At 38.5% G+C, this 22,025-nt stretch carries 16 protein-coding genes; 12 read left to right on the plus strand and 4 right to left on the minus strand.

Going from position 1 to position 22,025, the window contains the following annotated elements:
• The first annotated feature begins 67 nt into the window (after window positions 1–67).
• From HDE68_RS21890 to HDE68_RS21905, 4 genes are read left to right on the plus strand one after another with little or no spacing between them, the layout of a single operon-like run.
• Window positions 68–2,272: a peptidase domain-containing ABC transporter gene (locus tag HDE68_RS21890; protein ID WP_183884370.1), complete on the plus strand. Its 2,205-nt coding sequence runs from the start codon at window positions 68–70 to the stop codon at window positions 2,270–2,272.
• A gap of 50 nt (window positions 2,273–2,322) precedes the next feature.
• The gene (locus tag HDE68_RS21895) at window positions 2,323–5,043 is read left to right on the plus strand and encodes a lantibiotic dehydratase (RefSeq protein ID WP_183884371.1); all 2,721 of its coding nucleotides are present in this window, start codon (window positions 2,323–2,325) and stop codon (window positions 5,041–5,043) included.
• 6 nt (window positions 5,044–5,049) lie between these two features.
• A complete protein-coding gene (locus HDE68_RS21900) occupies window positions 5,050–5,940 on the plus strand; it encodes a thiopeptide-type bacteriocin biosynthesis protein (protein WP_183884372.1) in 891 nt (296 codons plus the stop codon).
• Window positions 5,941–5,952: 12 nt separating this feature from the next.
• Window positions 5,953–7,908 (plus strand): lanthionine synthetase LanC family protein, encoded by a 1,956-nt coding sequence (locus tag HDE68_RS21905; protein ID WP_183884373.1) that lies wholly within the window; start codon window positions 5,953–5,955, stop codon window positions 7,906–7,908.
• 41 nt (window positions 7,909–7,949) lie between these two features.
• Here HDE68_RS21905 and HDE68_RS21910 read toward each other — a convergent pair whose 3' ends face one another.
• Both HDE68_RS21910 and HDE68_RS21915 read right to left on the minus strand, forming a co-directional pair.
• Window positions 7,950–8,141 (minus strand): pinensin family lanthipeptide, encoded by a 192-nt coding sequence (locus HDE68_RS21910; protein WP_183884374.1) that lies wholly within the window; start codon window positions 8,139–8,141, stop codon window positions 7,950–7,952.
• Window positions 8,142–8,433: 292 nt separating this feature from the next.
• Complete coding sequence (locus HDE68_RS21915; protein WP_183884375.1) at window positions 8,434–9,666, minus strand: PepSY-associated TM helix domain-containing protein; 1,233 nt, start codon at window positions 9,664–9,666, stop codon at window positions 8,434–8,436.
• A gap of 610 nt (window positions 9,667–10,276) precedes the next feature.
• On the opposite strand from HDE68_RS21915, the gene HDE68_RS21920 reads away from it, so the two are divergent.
• Genes HDE68_RS21920 through HDE68_RS21940 form a run of 5 tightly spaced genes read left to right on the plus strand, consistent with a single transcriptional unit; the run spans window position 10,277 to window position 16,246 of the window.
• Window positions 10,277–11,401, plus strand: a complete 1,125-nt coding sequence (locus tag HDE68_RS21920) for a porin (protein WP_183884376.1) — start codon at window positions 10,277–10,279, stop codon at window positions 11,399–11,401.
• A gap of 12 nt (window positions 11,402–11,413) precedes the next feature.
• Complete coding sequence (locus tag HDE68_RS21925) at window positions 11,414–12,883, plus strand: anion permease (RefSeq protein WP_183884377.1); 1,470 nt, start codon at window positions 11,414–11,416, stop codon at window positions 12,881–12,883.
• 19 nt (window positions 12,884–12,902) lie between these two features.
• The gene (locus tag HDE68_RS21930; protein WP_183884378.1) at window positions 12,903–13,586 is read left to right on the plus strand and encodes a succinate dehydrogenase cytochrome b subunit; all 684 of its coding nucleotides are present in this window, start codon (window positions 12,903–12,905) and stop codon (window positions 13,584–13,586) included.
• Entirely contained in the window at window positions 13,577–15,493 is a 1,917-nt protein-coding gene (locus HDE68_RS21935; protein WP_183884379.1) for a fumarate reductase/succinate dehydrogenase flavoprotein subunit, read from the plus strand. Before HDE68_RS21930 ends, HDE68_RS21935 begins: the two co-directional genes overlap by 10 nt.
• Before the next feature lie 6 nt (window positions 15,494–15,499).
• Complete coding sequence (locus tag HDE68_RS21940) at window positions 15,500–16,246, plus strand: succinate dehydrogenase/fumarate reductase iron-sulfur subunit (protein WP_183884380.1); 747 nt, start codon at window positions 15,500–15,502, stop codon at window positions 16,244–16,246.
• A 251-nt stretch (window positions 16,247–16,497) separates the two neighbouring features.
• Here the strand turns inward: HDE68_RS21940 and HDE68_RS21945 are convergent, their stop codons facing one another.
• A complete protein-coding gene (locus HDE68_RS21945) occupies window positions 16,498–18,186 on the minus strand; it encodes a sodium/sugar symporter (protein ID WP_183884381.1) in 1,689 nt (562 codons plus the stop codon).
• Between the two features lie 181 nt (window positions 18,187–18,367).
• Between HDE68_RS21945 and HDE68_RS21950 the strand changes: the two genes are divergently transcribed.
• Window positions 18,368–18,973: a TetR/AcrR family transcriptional regulator gene (locus tag HDE68_RS21950; RefSeq protein WP_183884382.1), complete on the plus strand. Its 606-nt coding sequence runs from the start codon at window positions 18,368–18,370 to the stop codon at window positions 18,971–18,973.
• Between the two features lie 54 nt (window positions 18,974–19,027).
• On the opposite strand, the gene fabF is transcribed toward HDE68_RS21950, so the two are convergent.
• Window positions 19,028–20,272 (minus strand): beta-ketoacyl-ACP synthase II, encoded by a 1,245-nt coding sequence (gene fabF, locus HDE68_RS21955; protein WP_183884383.1) that lies wholly within the window; start codon window positions 20,270–20,272, stop codon window positions 19,028–19,030.
• Between the two features lie 269 nt (window positions 20,273–20,541).
• On the opposite strand from fabF, the gene HDE68_RS21960 reads away from it, so the two are divergent.
• Together HDE68_RS21960 and HDE68_RS21965 are read left to right on the plus strand one after the other, a co-directional pair.
• A complete protein-coding gene (locus tag HDE68_RS21960) occupies window positions 20,542–21,039 on the plus strand; it encodes a phosphoheptose isomerase (RefSeq protein ID WP_183884384.1) in 498 nt (165 codons plus the stop codon).
• Window positions 21,040–21,230: 191 nt separating this feature from the next.
• Window positions 21,231–21,959 carry an acyl-CoA desaturase gene (locus tag HDE68_RS21965; protein WP_183884385.1) on the plus strand — a complete coding sequence of 243 codons (729 nt, stop codon included), beginning with the start codon at window positions 21,231–21,233 and terminating at the stop codon, window positions 21,957–21,959.
• Window positions 21,960–22,025: the final 66 nt, after the last annotated feature.

The raw sequence follows: 22,025 nt of genomic DNA on the forward strand, positions 1-22,025 counted from the left end.
AATTGCATCAAAGTTGCATTATATTTATAATATTTGCAACAGTGTTGTATTTAAGAATAATTCATCTATGTTTCGTCACTTCTTTTCTGACAGGAAATTTCCGTTTTATAAACAGCCCGATGCGATGGACTGCGGGCCTGTCTGTCTGAAAATTATTACTGAATTTTATGGTAAAACTTTTCCTATTGCCTATTTCCGGAAATTATGCAGTATAGGTAAACAGGGAACGACGATGACCAGTATGGTCGAAGCTGCACAATCAATGGGCTTTAAGACGCTGGCAGCTGAACTGCCTTTTGAACAACTTTTAAATAAGGCCCCTTTACCCTGTATCCTGCATTGGGAAAAGGAACATTATGTTGTTTTATACCGGCTTACAGATAAATTCGCTTATTTGTCTGACCCTGCTTTAAGTGGAAAAGTAAAAGTACGAAGAGCAGATTTTATTAGCTCATGGCAAATTAAAGAGGATAGTCAGGTTGGCAGAGCTTTATTACTGGAAACCACGGCTGTTTTTCAGGCTAAAGAAAGTATCACAGCTCATTTAGCTTCTTTATGGTCTTTAGTGCCTTATCTTAAGTTACACCGTAAAAGTCTGATCCCTGTTGGCCTTAGCCTTTTACTGGCCAGCGTTTTTTCTTTAATTATCCCCTTTTTGACTCAGCAGATTGTGGATAAGGGCATTCATGGGAAAAATACGAACCTGCTTTTCCTGATTTGTATCGGACAGCTGATGTTGTTTTCAGGAAGAATGCTAATGGACTTTTTAAGGGCAAGATTACTATTCAGACTGGGGGCCAGAACAAGTATTATTTTACTGAAAGAGTTTTTAGCAAAGCTCATGCAATTGCCTTTTTCTTTTTTTGATAACCGCCAGGCGGGTGATAATATGCAGCGGGTCAATGACAATCAACGGGTAGAGGAATTTCTGACTAACTCGCTGATCAGCTTTATTCTGTCTGCAATTACATTGGTTGTACTTGGTGGGGTATTATGTTATTATAACTGGCAGATCTTTTTGATTTTTCTTACCGGTGCTCTTTTGAGTGTGGCCTGGTCAAATTCTTTTAAACAGAAAAGGAAAGTGATTGATCAGAAAAAATTCAAAGTACTTTCCGCTAATCAGCAATTGTTACTGGAGATCTTTTATGCGATGCAGGAGATTAAACTGACTGGTAGTGAAAATGAAAAACAACAATTGTGGGAAGGTTTACAAGATCAGTCTTATGACCTCAAACTCGAAGCTTTACAATTAGATCAGCTGATGCAGGGCATTGGTTATTTCATTAATGAGGTTAAAAATGTCCTGATTACCTATGCTGCGGCTATGCTCGTGATTAACGACCAGGTCACCTTGGGGGGGATGCTGGCTATTACATATATCTGCGGACAGCTCAATACCCCCGTCACCCAGCTTGTTGAGTTTGCAAGGGTATCTCAAAATACAAAATTCAGTTTACAGCGGATGGCCGAAGTACATCAGGAAGCTGAAGAAGATTTTGACGTGCAGTATCAACCCCTGACCGCTGCTCCCGAAGATATCAGGATGAAACAGGTAAGTTTTCAATATGGAAATAGTCAGGCCCCGTTTGTGTTGAAAAATGTTGACCTGTTTATTCCGGCGGGAAAAGTTACTGCTATTGTAGGGATGAGCGGAAGTGGGAAAACCACCTTGATTAAATTGTTACTGAAGTTTTATCAGGTGAGTAAGGGATCTATTACCATAGGCGATAAGCCAGTTGATCAGGTGCATGCTAAACAGTGGCGGGCAGCTTGTGGGGTAGTCATGCAGGATGGCTATGTCTTTATGGATACGATAGCCAATAATATTTTTGCCGGGTCGGCGATAAAAGATGAGAAACGTCTTTATGAAGTTTCCAAACTGGCTAATATGCACGATTTTTTTATGGCAATGCCTTTTGGATATGATACTGTTGTTGGAAAAGACGGATACGGCTTAAGTGAAGGCCAAAAACAACGGCTACTGATTGCAAGACTGATTTACAGGAACCCTGCCTACATATTTCTGGATGAAGCTACCAATTCTCTTGATGCACATAATGAGTTGTCAATTGTCAATAACCTGAATAATTTCTTTGCCGGGAAAACTGTGGTGATCGTAGCGCACAGGCTGAGTACGGTGAAAAATGCGGATCAGATTGTGGTATTGCACCAGGGCGTGCTTGTCGAAAAAGGAACACATCAGGAGTTAATAGGATTGAAAGGAAGTTATTATAAACTGATTAAAAATCAGCTGGAACTGAGTAAGTAACGGATGAAAAATAAAATAAACCCGGACCGTAAAATTTAAACAAGAAAAGGATGAGTATTGAGATATTTCCGCACTCTTTGGTAAGATATGCTGGTATGCACTACCAGGTTTTTGATTCTTTTAAACTGGAAGAATCAAAAGGGATATTACAAAAAGAGCAGCGTATGGCAGCTGCAAAAGCAAGACTTAGAACATTGATCTGTGATGGTTTATTTGATTTAATTACTATTCAGACAGATGATGTGCTCAGACAGCACTTGATTAATCTTAAAAGACAGGTATTTAATGATAAGAAAGTTTCTGCCCAAAAACTGGAAGAACTTGTGGGGATATTTCCTGCCGGTTTGCTATTGGATCTTCGGGATTATATGCAAATAGCAAAGAATATGGAGACCTTTCATCAGACAAATACACTGAATTATAAGAATTTGCTGGTTGAACATAGTAAAAAACTTCAGTCGCTGGCAATGGATTCAAGGTTGCAAAATGGACTGCTATTATCGAGCCCGGTTTTATTGGAACAATTGCCAGGATATAGCGTTAAGGAGCCCGCTTCTTTTCGTCAGAAAGAATATAGGATAGAATTCAGTTTGCTGCGCTACCTCACCAGGATGTGTTTTAAAACTTCTCCATTCAGCACTTTCACCTATACCGGAATTATGCAGTTGGCAGCTGTCCGGGCCTTAAATTCTGCACCGGTAGTTAAAGAAGTAGAAAATAGCCTCCGGCTCAATAATGCATTATTTGAATACCTGAAATCTATTTTAGTTCATCATCCTGTTATTCATGAACTGTTGACCGTAAAACTCAATAAAACGGCCGTCATCAGAGCGGATAAAATACATTTCCTGGTCAACTTCAATAATATTGAATCTTTTCAGCAGATTTCTGCCTCAGGTTTGCAGCTTCTGGTATTTGATCAGCTTAAAGACAGACTGGAATTGCTCACTGTTAAAGAATTGGCAAATAACCTGTCAGAGTCTGTAGAAGGAGCTGATTACCCTGCAATTAAAAATTACCTTTTCAAATTAGCTGCCGCAGGTTTACTGGAAACAGGAATGAAAACATCGGGCATTGACCCGCACTGGGACCACAAATTATTAAATTTCTTTGTACAGCTGAAGTCAGAAGAGCCGGCCGTTTTACAACTGATCTATTTATTCAAACAATTGCAGCAATATCGGCTGGCCTATGCTGGTGGCGATATTACAAAACGAAAGTTGATTTTAGATTATGCGGAGAAGATTGTAGCTGATGTTTTTCAAAAATTGCAGACAGAAGCAGGATTGCCGGTATCTGTTAAGGAAAAAACTCCGGTAAAGCCTGCTGACGGGACTTTTGAGACTATGAATTTCAAGCCTCATCATTTCTCTGGCAGGCAGTTGTTTTATGAAGATTGTTATACAACTGAGAAAGAAATCCTCGCTGACATTGCACTTCATGAATTCACGGCAAAAACCGATCAGTTTTTGAATCATTTACTTCCTATGGATCTGTTAAATACTGAACGTGAAAAAATGATTAATTTTTTCCTGCAGCATTATCCTGCTCAGGCAAAGGTTAAAGTGATTGATTTTTACGAGGCATACTATTTTCATGTTAAAAAACCAGAAAAGGAAAAAATTGCAAAAGAAGGGCTTCCGGCTCCTGTTTCTGGTGATTGGGAGAAAGCAATAAGTGAAAAACTGGTTGCATTGACACTGCATAGACCCAATCTGTTAAATCTTAGAAATGACTTCTTTACAGAACTGTCAGTACCGGATACGCTGAAAACCGCAAATCAGTATTCAAGAGGTATTTTTGTCCAGTTCTATAAAGGGAAACCAGCCGGTGAACAAGGAGGTCAGGAACGGTTTTTTGGCGTGATCAATACCGTACTGCCAGGAATGGGGAAAGTAAGTGGCAGGTTCTTATCCTTATTTAACCCTGATATTACATCTGATTTTATCAGATACAATACGCAGCTCCACCCGGAAACACTCAAGGTAGAATTAAATGATGCCTCCAGTTTTAACGCGAATATCCATCCTTCATTGCTCAGTCATGAACTTGCTTTGCCAGGTGGAAATAAAAGTTATCCTGAAGAACAGCAAATACCAGTTAATGCGCTTTTTGTGAGTTTTGAACAAAGTAAAAATTCTTTAAAACTGAGTTATCAGGACGAGGAGGTATTTACCTACGATTTATGTCTGGAGTCTTTTTATAACCGCTCTAATCTATATCAGTTAATGTCTCATTTTAACCAGGAAACGAAACTTGCTTTACAGCCATTTATAAACCTGGTTGATGCCTGTTATCTGAATATTGATCAGGAACAAGAGCAGGATATTGAATCCCTGCCAAGGATTACTTATGAAGACACGGTCATTATCAGAAGGAGAACCTGGAGGGTAAAAACAGCTTCAATACCTGTAGAGGGGGCTTCAGAAACGGCATATGCTTATTTTCTTCGTATCAATACATGGCGGATCCAGCATGGGATCCCTGTGGATATATTTTTGTTTCTGCGAAAAAGATCTTTTGTAATTAAGCCAGTTTCAGCTGTAAAAGGCAAAAAGGAGGGATTAAATGATGATTATAAACCTCAGTTTATTTCGTTTGAACAACCCTTGCTGATTGAAATGTTTAAACGTTTACTGGCAAGGGCAGGGGAATATCTGATCATCGAAGAAATGCTTCCTGCTACACATCGTACAGAGAAATCCAATCATCATGAACCTGTAAAAGAATATCTGCTGCAGTGGTATAAATATGAATCGTTTAAAAATTAGCACTTCATGGGCAATACATGGCTGGCCGTTTATTTGTTTTATCCCGGAGATCTGGACTTGATGTTAAGCCGGCTGGTGACTCCGTTTATCCAGGACTTTTTTCCTGAACCGGCGCAGGATAATTATTATTTCTTTATTCGTTATTGGGAAAACGGAAGTCATATCAGGTTGAGAATGAATGCTGATCCTGCAATGCATAAGATTTTGTCTAAAGAACTGAAAGAAAGGGCCAATTCTTTTTTCTTTCAATATCCGGATTTAGGTGAAGCTTCTTCTCTGAACAAAAAAAACTTATTTGTCAATCATTATATCCGGTTTACAGCTTATGAGCCTGAAACAGAGCGTTATGGTGATCAGCGGTCTTTGCCCTGGGCTGAAGTTCATTTTTTTAAATCTTCAGCTTTCATTTTAAACTGGATCAATACAAAAAAACCGGGCGCTTCTGTTTTAATACAAGCACTGCAGCTGCACCTGATCTTATTGTTTGCTTTGCGGAACGAAATCCCCCGGTTAATTCACATCTGTACTTTTTTTATTGAAGGCTGGCTTCCCCGGCTTTATCAGCAGCAAGAAGATGCGGCTGGACAAAAAACACAATGGTTCAAAGAATTCGAAATCTCGTTTAGCAGAAATAAGGAGTTCATTTTACCTGCCTCAAAAGATTTCTGGGATGATCTGGCTGCGGGTACAGCAAATGAAAATGTTCAGGAGTTATTAAATGTAAATATTCAGCTGCTTCAAAATTATCAGTCGGCCGGTTTTGAAGAAATAAAACTTACAGGAATTATAACCAGTATGCTGCATATGAATAACAACCGCCTGGGTATATCTAACTATGAAGAAGCTTATGGGATGTACTGTACGCTTCAATGTCTTCATTTTATTGCTGGTACTTAATTTAAAAAATGTATGATTTCGTTTAGCCCTTTACAAATCAAAAAGATTCAAGGACAGCTGGAGCAGATTAAAAACGATCTGATTTCTTCTTGCAGGAGAGATGAAACTGGTGTTTACTGGCAAAGTCCCTATTATGAGTCCGCAGACCAGTTTGTTTTTAAAACAACATTTGACATTTTTAATGGAAATAGTGGTATTGCGTTATTTTATATAGGTCTTTTTGAATTTTCCGGTAAAAGAGAAGACCTGAAAATGGCAGAAGATGTCATGAATAAAGTCCTGCAGTCGGAGGATGTAATAAGTCCAAAGTCGTTTGGGTTTTACACTGGTTTAACCGGTGTAGCTTATGTATGTATTAAATTATATGAGCATAATCAGGAAGAAAAATATCTTCGCACTGCTTCCCGTTTAATGCTGGACAATCAAGAAAATATCTTTAATAATACTGCTAAGGCCGATTTTTTAAGCGGTTATTCTGGTAGTTTATTGGTGATAACTTTGTTATATCATCATCTCAGAACAAAGAACTTACTGGCTATTATTCGCCAGCTTATTGATAGAATTATTAGCGAAGCAAGGATTTCTGAAACTGGGCTGAAGTGGGATTATAATCAATCGAAATCTGCTTTTGATAGTCTGGCTGGATTTTCTCATGGTGCGTCTGGCATTGCCTATGTTTTAATGCAGGTGGGCAATTATTTTAAAGATGAGGGGTTGATTTATCTTGGAGAACAGGCTTTAGCCTATGAAATGCAGTATTTTCATGCTGAATCAGGAAATTGGCTTGATCTGAGGTTAGGGAAGTATAGATTAAGTTTGCCGGATGCCTATAAATGGGACCTGAATATTTTCCTTCCGGAAATGAAAAAAGTAAACTCATGGGCTCATGGTGCAGCAGGTATAGGGCTGGCAAGGCTTTTCGCTTATAAAATAACGGGAAATGAGCTTTATTTCCGGCAATGTAAGCTAGTGATGCAAAGGTGTTTAAAGGATCTCAAGGAGCTGGATAGAACTGATTTTACCCTTTGCAGTGGTTATGCAGGTATACTGCTTTTTGTATCGGAGTTTTCTGGGTTTATGGAGAAAGATTATTCTACTTTATTTATGCGGGTTATGGATCAGGCTAAGACTCAGTATGAGCGAAAAAGGAGTTATAATACTTATATATCGGCTAATCAATTTGATTATGGATTACTATCAGGTAAGGCGGGAGCAGGGTATATGCTTTTGCAGTTATTGAACAAAGAAATGAATAATGCAGTTTATCCGGTTTTACCCCGAAATCAAAAAATGACCACTACACTGGTCAGTCCTGATAAATCAGCTATTCAGCACCACCTGTTTTCAACTCATTATGCGCGGACGATTCATTTTTTGAATACGTATGCACCTGGTTTTACAGATCAGCTGCAAGCTGAAAATGTCAGGGAATTTGAAGAGCAGGTTTTGGAGAAAATAGGTCAGTTATCAAACGATAAAGATCATGGAGGCGCTGAAATCTTCTGTTTTGAAAATAAAATGGCTGCCTGGTGGAAAAGGCATAAAGGGTATTTATGTTATCAAAAGAAAAATGAATATATTCTGAATAAGGCTAAACAGTTGTCTTTGGCTACTGATGAAGAGTTATGTAATTTGTCTTTTAAGCTACAGGATCATGTGTTTTTTTATAGTCTGGGTTCGCGACTTAAAGAGCTGATGGTATTGGCGAAAACTCATCAGGCTGTATTGTTTATAGCTGAACCGAATGGGGTAAGTCCTGTTTACATCGGGCAGCTCAGTGCTTTATTAATTAGCCGTCTCGATCAGCAGTCTGTTACAGGAAAAAGACTGATCAGTTTAATCATAGATAGTTTCTTAGAAAATGAACAGTTGAAATTAGAGACTACTGTATTGAAGGAAAGAATTATACTGCAAATCAGGTCACTGGTTATGAGTGGAATAATTGGTATGCAGGAAGAAGATGAATAAAAGGAGGCCGCACCGGCCCCCTTTTATTTGTATTGAATTGATTAGCAGATAACTGTAGTACACTTAATTGGAGGTGTATGGTGATCGTCTGTTGGTTCTGTATGTGTAGGTTCTGATACATTACCTAAACCACCTGATAAACGCATTGCAACTTCACTGTCAATACTTGTTACAAAGCTCTCTAATTGAAGATCTTCAAGATTTAACTTGATTTTTTCTGATTGATTTTTCATAAGATTATTTTTTTTAACATGAATGAAGCTATCATGTGCTATTGCACATCATGATCCATAACATTGATATAATAATGCCTGAGTGATAACGGGTTTTTGGCTTGTCCCCGGTTGCAACAATGCTAATATAGTTATTTGCAACATAGTTGCAAAATATATTGATATGAAAATTTAAATAAATGTTAAGGGAGCAGAACAGGATAAGCAGACGCATTTGAATACCCCAATATGTCCGATAAGGATCTTATTACAGCTAAAATCTGAATATTCCTGAAATTATTTTTGAATGTGGTTAAGCAACAGGTTCCTGCATAGCTGCAGTGCTTACTTTTTTAAGCTCCCATGGCGCATTTTTCTTTTTCAAGACCATTTTTTCCTGAACCAGTGGTTTTTTACCTTTTTTCTTTTTGAATTTTTTACCGTACCAAACTATAAATCCGGTAATTGGAAGACTTGCAGATATAAGACTTGCCAGAAATGCTATAATTTTAGTCGGAAGGCCCATCACTGCACCTACGTGCAAATCATAGTTCATTCTTCTGATCTTATCGGCTACACTTGCATCTTTATATTTTCCTAACAATGGTGAATTACCTGTAATAGGCTTTAAGGTATATTGATCGAAGGCATATCTGTCTGCTTTATAAATCGCACCTGCTTTTAAGTAAACGATAAAGCCCAGCGCATCCGAAGCTTTTGAAGGCAGTGTAATAAACATTCCTGAGGCCTGATCGGTAGTAGCAAGTTTGCTGTATATTTTGTCAATATTTTCGGGCTGAAATTTGTGATTACCTGTCGTATCTGATAATGCTTTCGGCTGTGCCTGTAAAGATTTACCTCCGGAAGTTACCCAGTATAAAGATTTACTATACCATTTATAGCTATAGACAAGGCCGGTCAGGGAAATCAGGAGTAAAATCAGGAAAACATAAAACCCTGCAACTTTATGCAGATCGTAGTTGACTCTTTTAAAATTAGCATCCCATTTAATCTTGAAGCTCTTATCCCGGATAGATTTAATCCATTTCTTAGGCCACCATAAGATAATTCCTGAGATGAGTAAAAATACAAATATAAGAACTCCTATGCCGATAATCTTAGAACCTGTTTTACCCATCCAGAGCGTGCGGTGCCCATTCAGAATAAACCTGAAGAAATCAGAATTACTTTTTTTGCTTTTTTTCTCAATATGTAATATTTCGGCTGTGTAGGGATTCAGATAGACAACCAGACTTGTGCCCTTTTTTCTATTTACAGAATTAACAGTTGCAGCTTCGCTTTTCTGACCATAATTAATTGAAGTAGGCTTTAATTTACCTAATTGTGGCTTTGCACTGTTAATTAACTGAGTGGGTAGCAGGAATGATTTTTCCTGAGGCTGTACAAACTGCCAGGGTTGGTAAAGACTTCTTATTTCTTTTTCAAAAACATAGATGCAGCCAGTAATACTTACTATAAATACAATCAGACCTGAACCAATTCCAAGCCATAAATGTAACCATGCATTGATTTTTTTTAAAGTCATAACTGAAATCTAAAAACTAATTCGTTTGAGCTGCTGAAAAAAATAATATCTTAATTTATTTAGAATGAATTAAGATAAAGCGAGCAAAGTAAATGATATTAATTTAAGATTCCTAGTGATAAGTGTAATCATTCTAAATAAAATCGCCGGATTAATAAAGACCAGGTATTAGACCTTTGAAATATAATTTGACTTTTTTCAGTTCTGCCTGCTAAATCAGGATATAATAAGAAAATAATGATAGTTTAAGTAAACTGTATTTCTTATTTCTTTCCATGTATTTGTAATCGTTAAAAATTAGAGCTTTATATTTATTTAATCCTTCATTCAGAGATCAAGCGCGATTTTTGAGAAATATATTTATTATATTCATTGGCCAGAGTATTAATAATTAAATGTTATTAATTCTGTTTAGCTTATTCTTTTTATTGTTTTTCTCTATTGTTTATTAATAGTTTTAATGAGTAAAGTTAATTGATGAAGGTCATATTTTGATATGATTGTGGACACGTCAGGGTGTCATATTATCAGGGATCTTTGTATAGACCAAATAAATCAACAATTTTTTTTATAAATGATCCGGTTTTTTTTAGCTGAAAATTAAATATATATGAATAAACTCTTAATGATATTAGTATTCTCGCTGACTGGGATTTTCCACGTAACAGCTCAGGAAATTGCCAAAAAAGATTCTACGGCTAAAGGCAAAATTACGATGAAAGGACTGTTCCAGGCCAGATATGTTTTTAGCGGAAATAAAAATGTTGATTTGAATGGTCTGCAGCATCCTGATGGAAAAGCTGTTTACAATGACTTTGATATCAAGCGGGCAAGATTGCAATTCACTTCAAAAATTTCTGACCGTACAGATGTAGTTTTATTGCTAAACCTGGCAGATTTTAAAAGCGACCCTAAAAATAAGGTACTCGAAAATGCTTATATCACTTATAGACTGGACAATTATATCAATTTAAAAATGGGGCAGTTCAGACCAGCCTTTGGTCTGGAAGATATGTACCCTGTTGATGTGATCAAATCATTGGATTATTCTAATCAGTATGCAGCTTTTGGTAATAACGGATGGCAGAGTTTTCAGATCGGTGCAAGTATTTACGGAGCTACCCATGGAGAAATACCTGTGAAATATGAACTTTCTGTGGTTAATGGAAATAATAGGAACCAGGTGATGGATAATGATAACGGAAAGCATTTTTCTTCGAGAGTTGAACTGGGTTTACAGAAAAGCCTGAATATAAAATTAGGGTTGAATGGTGGGTTTGCAACGGTTTCTGGCGACAATGTATACGCATCTGGTGTAGATTTATCAGGGGTTATTCCATTAGGTAAAAAGTGGTCCCTGGAATTGGAAACAGAATTTAAACAAGGCAATAATCATACTTATTATTTTGGACTTGACTCTGCAAAACGTGTGGGTGGGGTAGGGAATTATCAGATGCGCGGGATGTATTTTCTGCCTAATTTAAGATATGCAATCAATTATCACCGTTTGAGCTCTCTGGAGTTCTCCTGCAGGTATGAAAATTTTGACAGTGATTTTAAACATGCTTCTAATCCAAGACAAACCTGGACGCCTATGGTCAGTGCAGAATTCCTGAAAGCCTATAGCGCCCGTATTCAGGTGGGCGTAAATATTGACCGTTATAAAAGAAATATTCCTGCAACTACACAATACAATAATGAAATGTTTGTGATACAGGTTCAATCAAGATTATAAGTTATATAAACCATGAAAACTACATCTGCTCCAGCGGCGGCAGCGCCTCCAAAAAATGAAATTCAACTTATTCCATTACTGATTACAGTGGTATTTGGGCTTGCTATCTGGTTTATTCCGGCTCCCGAAGGAGTTAAACCAGAAGCCTGGCATTTACTGGCTATCTTTTTAGCTACTATTATTGGGATTATCCTGAAAGCAGCAAGTATGGGTACGCTCTGTATGATGGCCATTGCGCTTGTGGCGATGACGGGAGTTCTTGCTCCGGGAAACCCCGGAAAATCAATTACACTTGCTTTAAGAAGTTTTGGTGATAAAGTCATCTGGCTGATCGGGATCAGTTTTTTTATCGCCCGTGGCTTTATCAAAACGGGCCTGGGAAGCAGAATCGCCTATATTTTTATCAAATTATTTGGTAAAAGTTCATTGGGCTTAGCTTATAGTCTTGGCGCTGCCGATTTAATGCTGGCTCCTGCTATTCCAAGTAATACAGCCAGGGGTGGGGGGATCATTTATCCGATTATGAAATCTATGGCGATGAGTCTGGGCTCTATGCCGGATAAACCAGAAACACATCGTAAAGTAGGTGCTTATCTTACTTTAAACAGTTATTATATGAATCTGATTGCTTCTGCCATATTTCTTACCGGAACAGCGAGTAATCCAATGTGTCAGAAGTTTGCGGCAGATATGGGAATTCATATCAGCTGGATGTCCTGGTTCTGGGCAGCCATTGTTCCGGGAATGGCTTCGGTAATTATTATCCCTTATTTATTATATAAGATCTTTCCTCCTGAATTGAAGAAAACAACAGAAGCACCTGCAATGGCTGTTGCTAAATTGAAAGAGATGGGGAAGATCACTAAAAATGAGTGGCTGATGCTATTGGCATTTGTAATTTTACTAGTGCTTTGGGTAACGGGTGACCTGTTTAAAATAGATGCGACAACGACTGCATTTATCGGACTTTCCATTTTATTGCTTACACAAGTATTGACATGGGAAGATGTGAAAGCCGAAAAAGGGGCCTGGGATACTATTGTCTGGTTCGCAACATTGGTAATGATGGCAGGATCACTGAATGAGTTAGGCTTTATTCCCTGGTTTGGGCACTTAATACAAGGGATACTTTTAGGTATGTCATGGACATTGGCATTTCCAATCATTATTGTGGTTTATTTTCTAAGTCATTATTTATTCGCAAGTGCTACGGCACACGTCGCTGCAATGTATGCTGCATTGTTAGCCGTAGGTATTGCAATGGGGGTACCTCCATTGTTGCTTGCATTAATGTTAGGATTTACAGGATCATTATTTGGTACCATCACGCATTATGCGCATGGTCCTGCACCGGTATATTTCGGAAGCGGATATGTGGATGTTAAACAATGGTGGATTATGGGACTGATTATCGGGGTTGTCTTACTGGCAATCTGGATGGGACTGGGTGGTTTATGGTGGAAAATTACCGGAGTTTATTAGCGAATTTAAATATAAAAATATGACAGCAGCCTTTCTTCAAAGCACTTTATCCAGAAAAAACCTGATGGCCCTGACCGGACTTTTCCTGTGTTTTTTCCTGGTTATACATTTACTGGGCAATCTCCAGTTATTATTACCCGCAGACCGTGCAGGAGAAAGTTTCAATTACTACTCTAATCTTTTGTCTGGTAATATATTTATTAAGGCTATCTCTTATATCCTTTATTTATCTCTGATTGCACATGCAGCAGATGCTTTGTATATCACGATCAGGAATAGAAAAACAGCAGCAAAATATGCATATGATAACCGTAAGCAGGCCAGTAAATGGTATTCCAGAAATATGGGGATACTGGGTACTTTACTCCTGATCTTTCTGGTGATCCATTTTAAAGATTTCTGGTATGTCTATAAATTTGGAGTGCTGCCTTTTGATAAAAATGGAAATAAAGATTTATATACAGTAGTAGTGTACGCTTTTAAATCGTGGTGGTATGTGTTTGTTTATGTACTATCCATGTTTGCATTAGGCTTTCATCTTTTACATGGTTTTAAAAGTGCAGTCAGGACACTGGGTTTATATCATCCCGGTTATGCCAGGCTTGTACAGGTTTTTGGAACAGTTTACAGTTATGTGATCACGATAGGTTTTGCTATCATTCCAGTATATGTTCATCTTACTCAATTCGGATTATGGAATTAGATGCTAAAATACCAGCTGGCCCATTAGAAAATAAATGGAGCCACTATAAAGCACAGGCTAAACTGGTAAATCCTGCAAATAGAAAAAAATTACCTGTAATTGTGGTTGGAACAGGGTTGGCAGGAGCTTCGGCCGCTGCTTCTCTGGCAGAGCAAGGTTATCCTGTAACTTCTTTCTGTTTTCAGGATTCGGCCAGAAGAGCACATTCGGTCGCTGCTCAGGGTGGTGTAAATGCCGCTAAAAATTATCAGAATGATGGAGATTCGGTTTACCGGATGTTTTATGATACGCTGAAAGGCGGAGATTTCAGGGCCAGGGAAGCTAATGTTTATCGTTTGGCAGAATGTTCTTTAAACCTGATTGATCAGGCTGTTGCACAAGGTGTACCTTTTGCCAGAGAGTATGGAGGTTATTTAAGTAACCGTTCTTTTGGTGGGGTCCAGGTTAGCCGTACTTTTTATGCCAGGGGGCAAACCGGGCAACAATTACTATTGGGGGCTTATCAGGCGCTAATGAGACAGGTTTCTCTTGGCAAGGTAATTTTATACAGCAGACATGAAATGCTGGATCTTGTGGTTGTTGAAGGGAAGGCAAAGGGGATTATTTCACGAAATCTGGATACAGGGGTAATTGAACGTTTTGCGGCAGAAGCTGTGGTTGTAGCTACAGGTGGATTTGGTAAAATCTATTATTTATCCACACTGGCGATGGGCTGTAATGGATCTGCTATCTGGCGGGCACATAAAAGAGGTGCTTTGATGGCTTGCCCAAGCTGGACACAAATTCACCCAACCAGTTTGCCCCAATCCGGTGATTACCAGTCTAAATTAACACTGATGTCCGAGTCACTCAGAAATGATGGCAGGATCTGGGTACCTAAATTAGCCAATGAGGAAAGGGCTGCAAATGATATCCCTGAACAGGAAAGGGATTATTACCTGGAAAGACGTTATCCTTCTTTTGGTAACCTGGCGCCGAGAGATATTTCTTCGCGGGCTGCAAAAGAAAGAATAGATGCTGGTTTTGGAGTTGGGGCGCAGAAAAATGCAGTATATCTTGATTTTTCAAAGGCAATTAAAGAGCAGGGAAAAGATAAGATCAAAGAGAAATACGGAAATCTGTTTTCTATGTATAAAAAGATAACTGCCGATGATGCTTATATCGCCCCGATGAAAATTTCTCCGGCTGCGCATTTTTCTATGGGTGGTTTATGGGTAGATTATGAACTGATGACTACCATTCCTGGTTTATTTGCTATTGGAGAAGCTAACTTTGCTGATCATGGTGCAAACAGACTGGGTGCAAATTCTTTATTGCAAGCTTGTGTTGATGGTTATTTTATCCTTCCTTATACGCTGGCTAATTATTTGTCAGGCGAGCTGAAAAAAGATAAAATAACTGTTGAGCATCCTGAATTTGAGCGGGTTGAAAAAGAGGTCGTTACACAGCTAAATGAGCTTTGCCAAATTAAGGGTACAAAAACAGCAGATTACTTCCATAAAAAACTAGGGAAATTATTATATGATAAATGCGGGCTTTCACGCTCAAAGACAGGATTGACCGAAGCGATTGCAGGGATTAAAACATTGCGTGCTGAGTTTTATAAGGAGCTGATTGTTCCGGGGAGTGCTGCTGAAATTAATGGAGAACTGGAAAAGGCAGGCAGGATCGCTGATTACCTGGAGATCGCAGAATTAATGTGCCATGATGCATTGAGCAGGGAAGAATCATGCGGAGCACATTTCAGGGAAGAATATCAAACTGCAGATGGGGAAGCTTTGCGGGACGATAAAAATTATTGTTATGTGTCTGCCTGGGAGTGGGCAGGAATTGATGCGGCCCCTGTATTGCATCCTGAACCCTTAGAATTTGAGTTTATTAAATTATCAGTAAGAAGTTATAGCTAGCAAATCATGAAGATACATCTTAAAATATGGCGTCAGCAAGATGCAAAGACTAAAGGAAAACTGGTAGATTATATGCTGGATCAGGTAGATCATCATATGTCTTTTCTGGAGATGATGGATACGCTGAACGAGCAGCTGATTGTAAAAGGGGAAATGCCTGTTGAATTTGACCATGATTGCCGGGAGGGAATCTGCGGAACCTGTGGAATGATGATTAATGGTCAGGCACATGGACCAGTTCCTGGTTTAACGGCATGTCAGTTACATATGAGGGAATTTGAAGATGGCGCCACGATTTATGTGGAACCTTTCAGGGCGAAGGCTTTTCCGGTAAAGCGTGACCTTAAAGTAGACCGCTCATCTTTTGACCGTATTATACAGGCAGGTGGTTTTATTACGGCCAGTACCGGTCAGCCTGCAGAAGCAAATACTTTACTGATTACACACGAAAGTGCTGAATCCGCTTTTGATTCTGCGGCCTGTATTGGTTGTGGGGCCTGTGTGGCTACCTGCAAAAATTCGAGTGCTGCCCTTTTTACTTCTGCCAAGATCTCTCATCTGGCAAAGCTTCCTCAGGGAGAAAAGGAAGCCGCTAAAAGAGTTTTAAAAATGGTATCACGAATGGATGAGGAAGGATTTGGGCATTGTAGTAATACAGAAGCCTGTGAAGTGGAATGCCCGCAGGGGATATCCGTTTTGAATATTGCCAGGATGAACTGGGAGTATACAAAAGCCAATTTATTGAAAGATTAAATTTTTTTTTTATTCACTGTAGCGTTTCAGTATTTCCTTACGTTTTACTGTTAAATAGGTTAAGATTCGAACTCCGGAATCGGGTAATGGTAGTTGCCTAAGGGATCTTCATGGTGTGTTTTGTTGCTTGCCAATGTTGATATTAACAGGAATTTGAATTTTTGGGTAGATGAAATTCCAAACACACACACAAATGGATGCAATAGCCCCCCGATCCTATAGATTGAGGGGCTTTGTTTTTGAATTGATTTTTACCAGAACAGACTATATAGTGCGACAATAATCCCGCCTACAATCAGTGAGCCTATAGCGAAACTCTGATTGGTTTTAAACATACTTCTGTCTATTTCAAGGCCTTTAGGATTAATACCATTTCTGTTTTCCAGTTTACTGATGATGAACATGGCAATGACACAGATTGCAAATACAAAACCCATACGGTCAATAAAAGGGATTTCATATAACATGGCACCATTTTTCTGTTCAACAAGTTTAGAGAAACCATAAGGGCTCAGCCATTCCAGGTTAGCGAATGATGGCAGTACTTTGAAGAATACGGATAAAATGAAACCGCCGATGGTAGCAAATAATGCTGCATTCGATGTGGTTCTTTTCCAAAAGAATCCAAGTAAAAACATGGCGAAAATACCCGGAGAAACGAATCCTGTGTATTCTTGTATAAACTGGAATCCCCCTTTTTTGTCTATGCCAAGCTGGGGAGCTATAATAATAGCAAGGACCATTGCTACAATTACAGTAATCCTGCCTACAATGACCTGTTTATTTTCGTCAGCATTTTTATTGATAACTTTCTTATAAACATCAAGGGTGAATATAGTTGCAATACTATTTGCCTTTCCGGCAAGGGACGCTACAATTGCTGCTGTTAAGGCAGCAAAGGATAATCCTTTAAGCCCTGTCGGTAATAAATTAAGTAAAACCGGATAGGCAGAATCTGCATTTAAAGAGCCGTCTTTTAACATGGACTTATGGAAGTCTCCATAACCTTCTTTGTACAAAACATATGCGGCAATACCTGGTAAAACTACAATAACCGGCATGAGTAATTTAAGGAATGCAGCAAATAATAATCCGCTTCTGGCAGTCTTTAAATCTGCACCCAATGCACGTTGTGTAATATATTGGTTACAGCCCCAGTAATTGAGGTTAACGATCCACATTCCACCAATTAATATAGATAATCCTGGCAGATCCATGTAATGTGCATCTTCTTTACGGAAGATCATGTGGAAGTGATCGGTAGCTTTTTCTTTGATCAATGCAAGGCCATTAAATACGCCTGTGGTTCCAAAATGGGTGGATACCAGTTCTAATGCCAGGTATGTGGTTGCCAGACCGCCAAGGATCAGGAAAAATACCTGAATGACATCTGTATAGCCAATTACTTTCATCCCGCCAAGGGTAATAATTACAGCGAAAACTGAAAGGACATACATACAGGCAGTGATATTAATGCCTGATATACTGTTGATGGCCAGCGCTCCAAGATAAAGGATAGAGGTCAGGTTCACTACAACATAAAGCAGGAGCCAGAAAATAGCCATAATCATCGCTACTGTACTGTTATACCGCTGCCCAAGGAACTGCGGCATGGTGTATATCTTGTTTTTGATATAGACCGGAATGAAAAATATAGCTACAATAATCAGGGTCGCGGCAGCCAGCCATTCGTAACTGGCAATAGCCAGACCCATGGTGAAGCCAGAGCCGCTCATTCCGATAAATTGTTCTGCTGAGATGTTAGATGCAATCAGGGAGGCGCCTATGGCCCACCATGTTAGTGAATCTTTTGCGAGGAAGAAATCTTTTGAATTTTCTTTTTGTGCTTGTTTTTTGCGGTATACTGTCCAGCCGTATAAAGCGACTATCAGAAAGTAGACCAGGAAAACTAAGCCGTCGTAAATGCTTAATGAGTTCATAGTTTAAGTGGTTCGAATTGAAGGTTTTTCGTAGTCCTTTAATTCATTTCCTTTATCAGGGGGGTTGGTTTATAATTGGTTGTCGAAATAAATTTAGTATAATAATTTTATTATGCAATTTATCAGCTGATTTTAAACAGCTTCTGTGGTTTGATACGGAAATTTTCAGGACTTTTGTGCTATGGATAATGGATTATCAAAAGCAGAGCGCACCCGTCAGTTTATTATTGAAACTACAGCAGGAATCTTCAATACCAAAGGATATGCTGGAACTTCATTGTCAGATCTGACCGATGCTACTCATCTTACTAAGGGAAGTATTTATGGCAATTTTGAAAATAAGGAAGATGTTGCGCTGGCAGCTTTTGATTATAATTTGTCTAAAATAAGAAAGCAAATTGTACAAAGAATACAAAAAGCAGCTAATTACCATGATAAACTAATGGTTTATGCGCAGGTATACCATAGTTTTAACGGGGCATCTTTCCCGACTGGCGGATGTCCGATTTTAAACACGGCTATAGAAGCGGATGATACAAATACTTTATTAAAGGCAAAAGCAGCAAAGGCTGTGGCAGACTGGAAGAAAGACTTAAATGCTTTGATTTCAGGAGGGATAGACGCAGGAGAGTTTAAAGCAGATACAGATATTGACCGGATAGCCTATTCTATTATTGCTTTGATTGAAGGGGGAATAATGATTGCGAAAATTACTGGCCATCCAGTAAATCTGGACCGTGTTCTGATCACTGTAGAATCACTGATTGTTCAGCTTAAAAATAATTAGGGGCACAAAAAAACCGGAATTGTTTAAACAATTCCGGCTCTGGATTATAATTTTTTATAATGATTTAAATACCACAATCCCGTTGTGACCACCAAAACCAAAAGTATTGCTCATTGCATTTTTTACTTTGGCTGAAATCGCTTCTTTAGTTACGATATTCAGATTTGATGCAATAGCAGGATCAAGCTCATCTGTGTTGATCGTTGGTGGAATAATGCTGTCCCTCATTGATAATAAACAGATAATTGCTTCAATAGCTCCGGCTGCACCTAATAAGTGACCAGTCATAGATTTAGTAGCACTGATAAATAATTCATTTTTACCTGATCCCAGTAGGTTAGTTACAGCTTTCGTTTCAGAAAGGTCACCAACTGGTGTTGAAGTAGCATGTGTGTTCAAATAGTTAATGCCATGGATAGTTAAACCAGCTTCGGTAAGGGCTAATTTCATCGCATGAGATGCACCTAAACCTTCCGGGTGAGTTGCTGTCATATGGTAAGCATCAGCAGTCATTGCTGCACCGCCAATTTCTCCATAGATAGTTGCTCCGCGTTTTACTGCGTGTTCATATTCTTCAAGAACCAATGCACCAGCACCTTCGCCCATAACAAAACCATCACGTTTAACATCAAATGGTTTTGAAGCTGTTTCAGGACTGTCATTCTGTGCAGACATTGCTTTCATTGCACAAAATCCACCTACAGAAGAAGCAGATATCGGAGCTTCTGAACCACCGGTAACAATGATTTTTGCTTTGCCCATACGGATATAAGTAAACGCATCCATAATTGCCGTGTTGGAAGTTGCACAGGCAGAAACTGTTGTATAGTTGATTCCCATGTAGCCGTTACGGATAGAGATCATCCCTGATGCCATATTAGCAATTAGTTTTGGAACAAAGAACGGGCTGTAACGTGGTGTACCATTACCAAGAGCAAACTCAGAAGCCTGCTGCTCGAAGGTATCCATTCCACCTTGTCCCGATCCCCAGATTACACCTACGTCAAAAGGGTCCATTTTATCGAAGTCAAAACCTGAGTCTTTAATCGCTTCATCAGACGCTACTAATGCGTATTGGGTAAAGCGGTCTGTTCTTTTGATATCTGACCGGTCTAAATATTTTGTAACGTCGTAATCCTTGAGTTCACAGGCAAATTGCGTGCGGAAGAGGGAGGCATCGAAGCGGGTGATTTTTGCTGCTCCGCTTTTACCAGCTATGGTATTGCTCCAGAAAGTATTTACATCATTTCCTAAAGGGGTTAATGCCCCGATCCCTGTGATAACAACTCTTTTTAACATATGCATATATAAATTAATGATTGATCATTGCCTTTAGGGCGCTGATTAAACTTTGAGTCTGTTTAAATTTCTCAAACTTCTGCAAAAGTAAGATTATATTTAATACCTAATGGTATAATTCCGGGTTCTGTTTCCCATTTTTTCCATTATAACGCGAAAATACAAATATTAAAGGCAAAAATGACGCTATATAAATTTATGTTAATGAGATCAGAGACTGTTTAAATAAGACAGTTTCTTATATTTGAACATTAAAATATTTAAATATAATGTCAGATCAGAAAAAAGAAATATTCGACAGTGTTGCTCAGCGACTCAAAATTGAAGGTTTTAACGTAGTTAATCGTGATGAGACCCGTCCATGGGGTGGTTTTTTTGTTATAGATGAAGCACAGGCACAACAGTTTGCTAATGTTTATTTTGACGGACTAAATGTAGAAGAGCTTAAGATTTCAGGAAAATTAAGTCCTAAAATTTTAATTGTAGCACCTGATACACGTCTATCATGGCAATATCATCATCGCCGTGCTGAAATATGGAGAGTAGTAAGCGGTACTGTAGGTGTAATTACCAGTGAAACTGATGAACAGGGTGAGGTAAAGCAACTTGCGCCTGAGCAGACTATAAAATTGAAACAAGGAGAAAGACATCGCCTGGTAGGTTTAGATGATTGGGGAATTGTTTCTGAAATCTGGCAGCATACTGATCCGTCTAATCCATCTGATGAGTCTGATATCGTTCGTGTATCTGACGATTTTGGCAGATAAAATATATTTCGGCATGTACCCTTTTTATTGAGCAGGGTACATGCTTTTTTTTCTTTTCTCTTCCCTGGTAATATCGTTATTCAATAACAAATTAGTAATCTAAACATTCCACGTCAAATCCCTTTTCTTTTCATTACTTTTGTGAATCAAACATCCTGATGGATGCTCTGATTGATTTATAATAATTCAACATGATCATATTAATATTTTTTCTGCTACACTGGTTCTTATCACTTTTTTCTCAAACGTTCTTTTTACACCGTTATGCTTCACATAAGATGTTTAAAATGAATGGCTTCTGGGAAAAGTTTTTTTATACCATCACTTTCCTGTCTCAAGGCTCTTCTTTTTTAAACCCACGTGCTTATGCGATACTTCACCGTATGCATCATGCTTTCAGTGATACAGAAAAAGACCCGCATTCACCGCATTTTGTAAAAGATGTCTGGGGAATGATGATACAGACTAAAAATATTTATCTGAATTATGCGAAATATAATGAAGAACCTGAAGAGCAGTTCCGTGATAAATATCCTTCATGGCCGCTGATTGATAAAATTGGTGATTCGTGGATTACAAGAATGGTATTTATTGGTTTCTATGTATGGTTTTATGTAACCTTCGCTACAGCCTGGTGGATGTTCTTATTATTACCTATACATTTTTTAATGGGCCCTTTGCATGGTGCAATTGTAAACTGGTGCGGTCATAAATATGGTTATTCAAACCATGATAATAACGATCACAGTAAAAATTCCCTGCCATTGGATTTCCTGATGATGGGAGAACTGTTCCAGAATAACCACCATAAAAAACCTAATAATCCAAACTTTGCTTCTAAATGGTTCGAATTTGATCCTACTTATCCATTAATGAAGGTCATGCACTGGCTGCATATCATCAGAATCAGAAAGACCTAAAAAAAATATTTTTTTACGATAGGAGGATGGCATATTTTTTAACACTTTGAATAAAAAATTATTCTC

It is taken from the genome of Pedobacter cryoconitis, from assembly GCF_014200605.1.
In the GTDB taxonomy this organism is placed as follows: domain Bacteria; phylum Bacteroidota; class Bacteroidia; order Sphingobacteriales; family Sphingobacteriaceae; genus Pedobacter; species Pedobacter cryoconitis_B.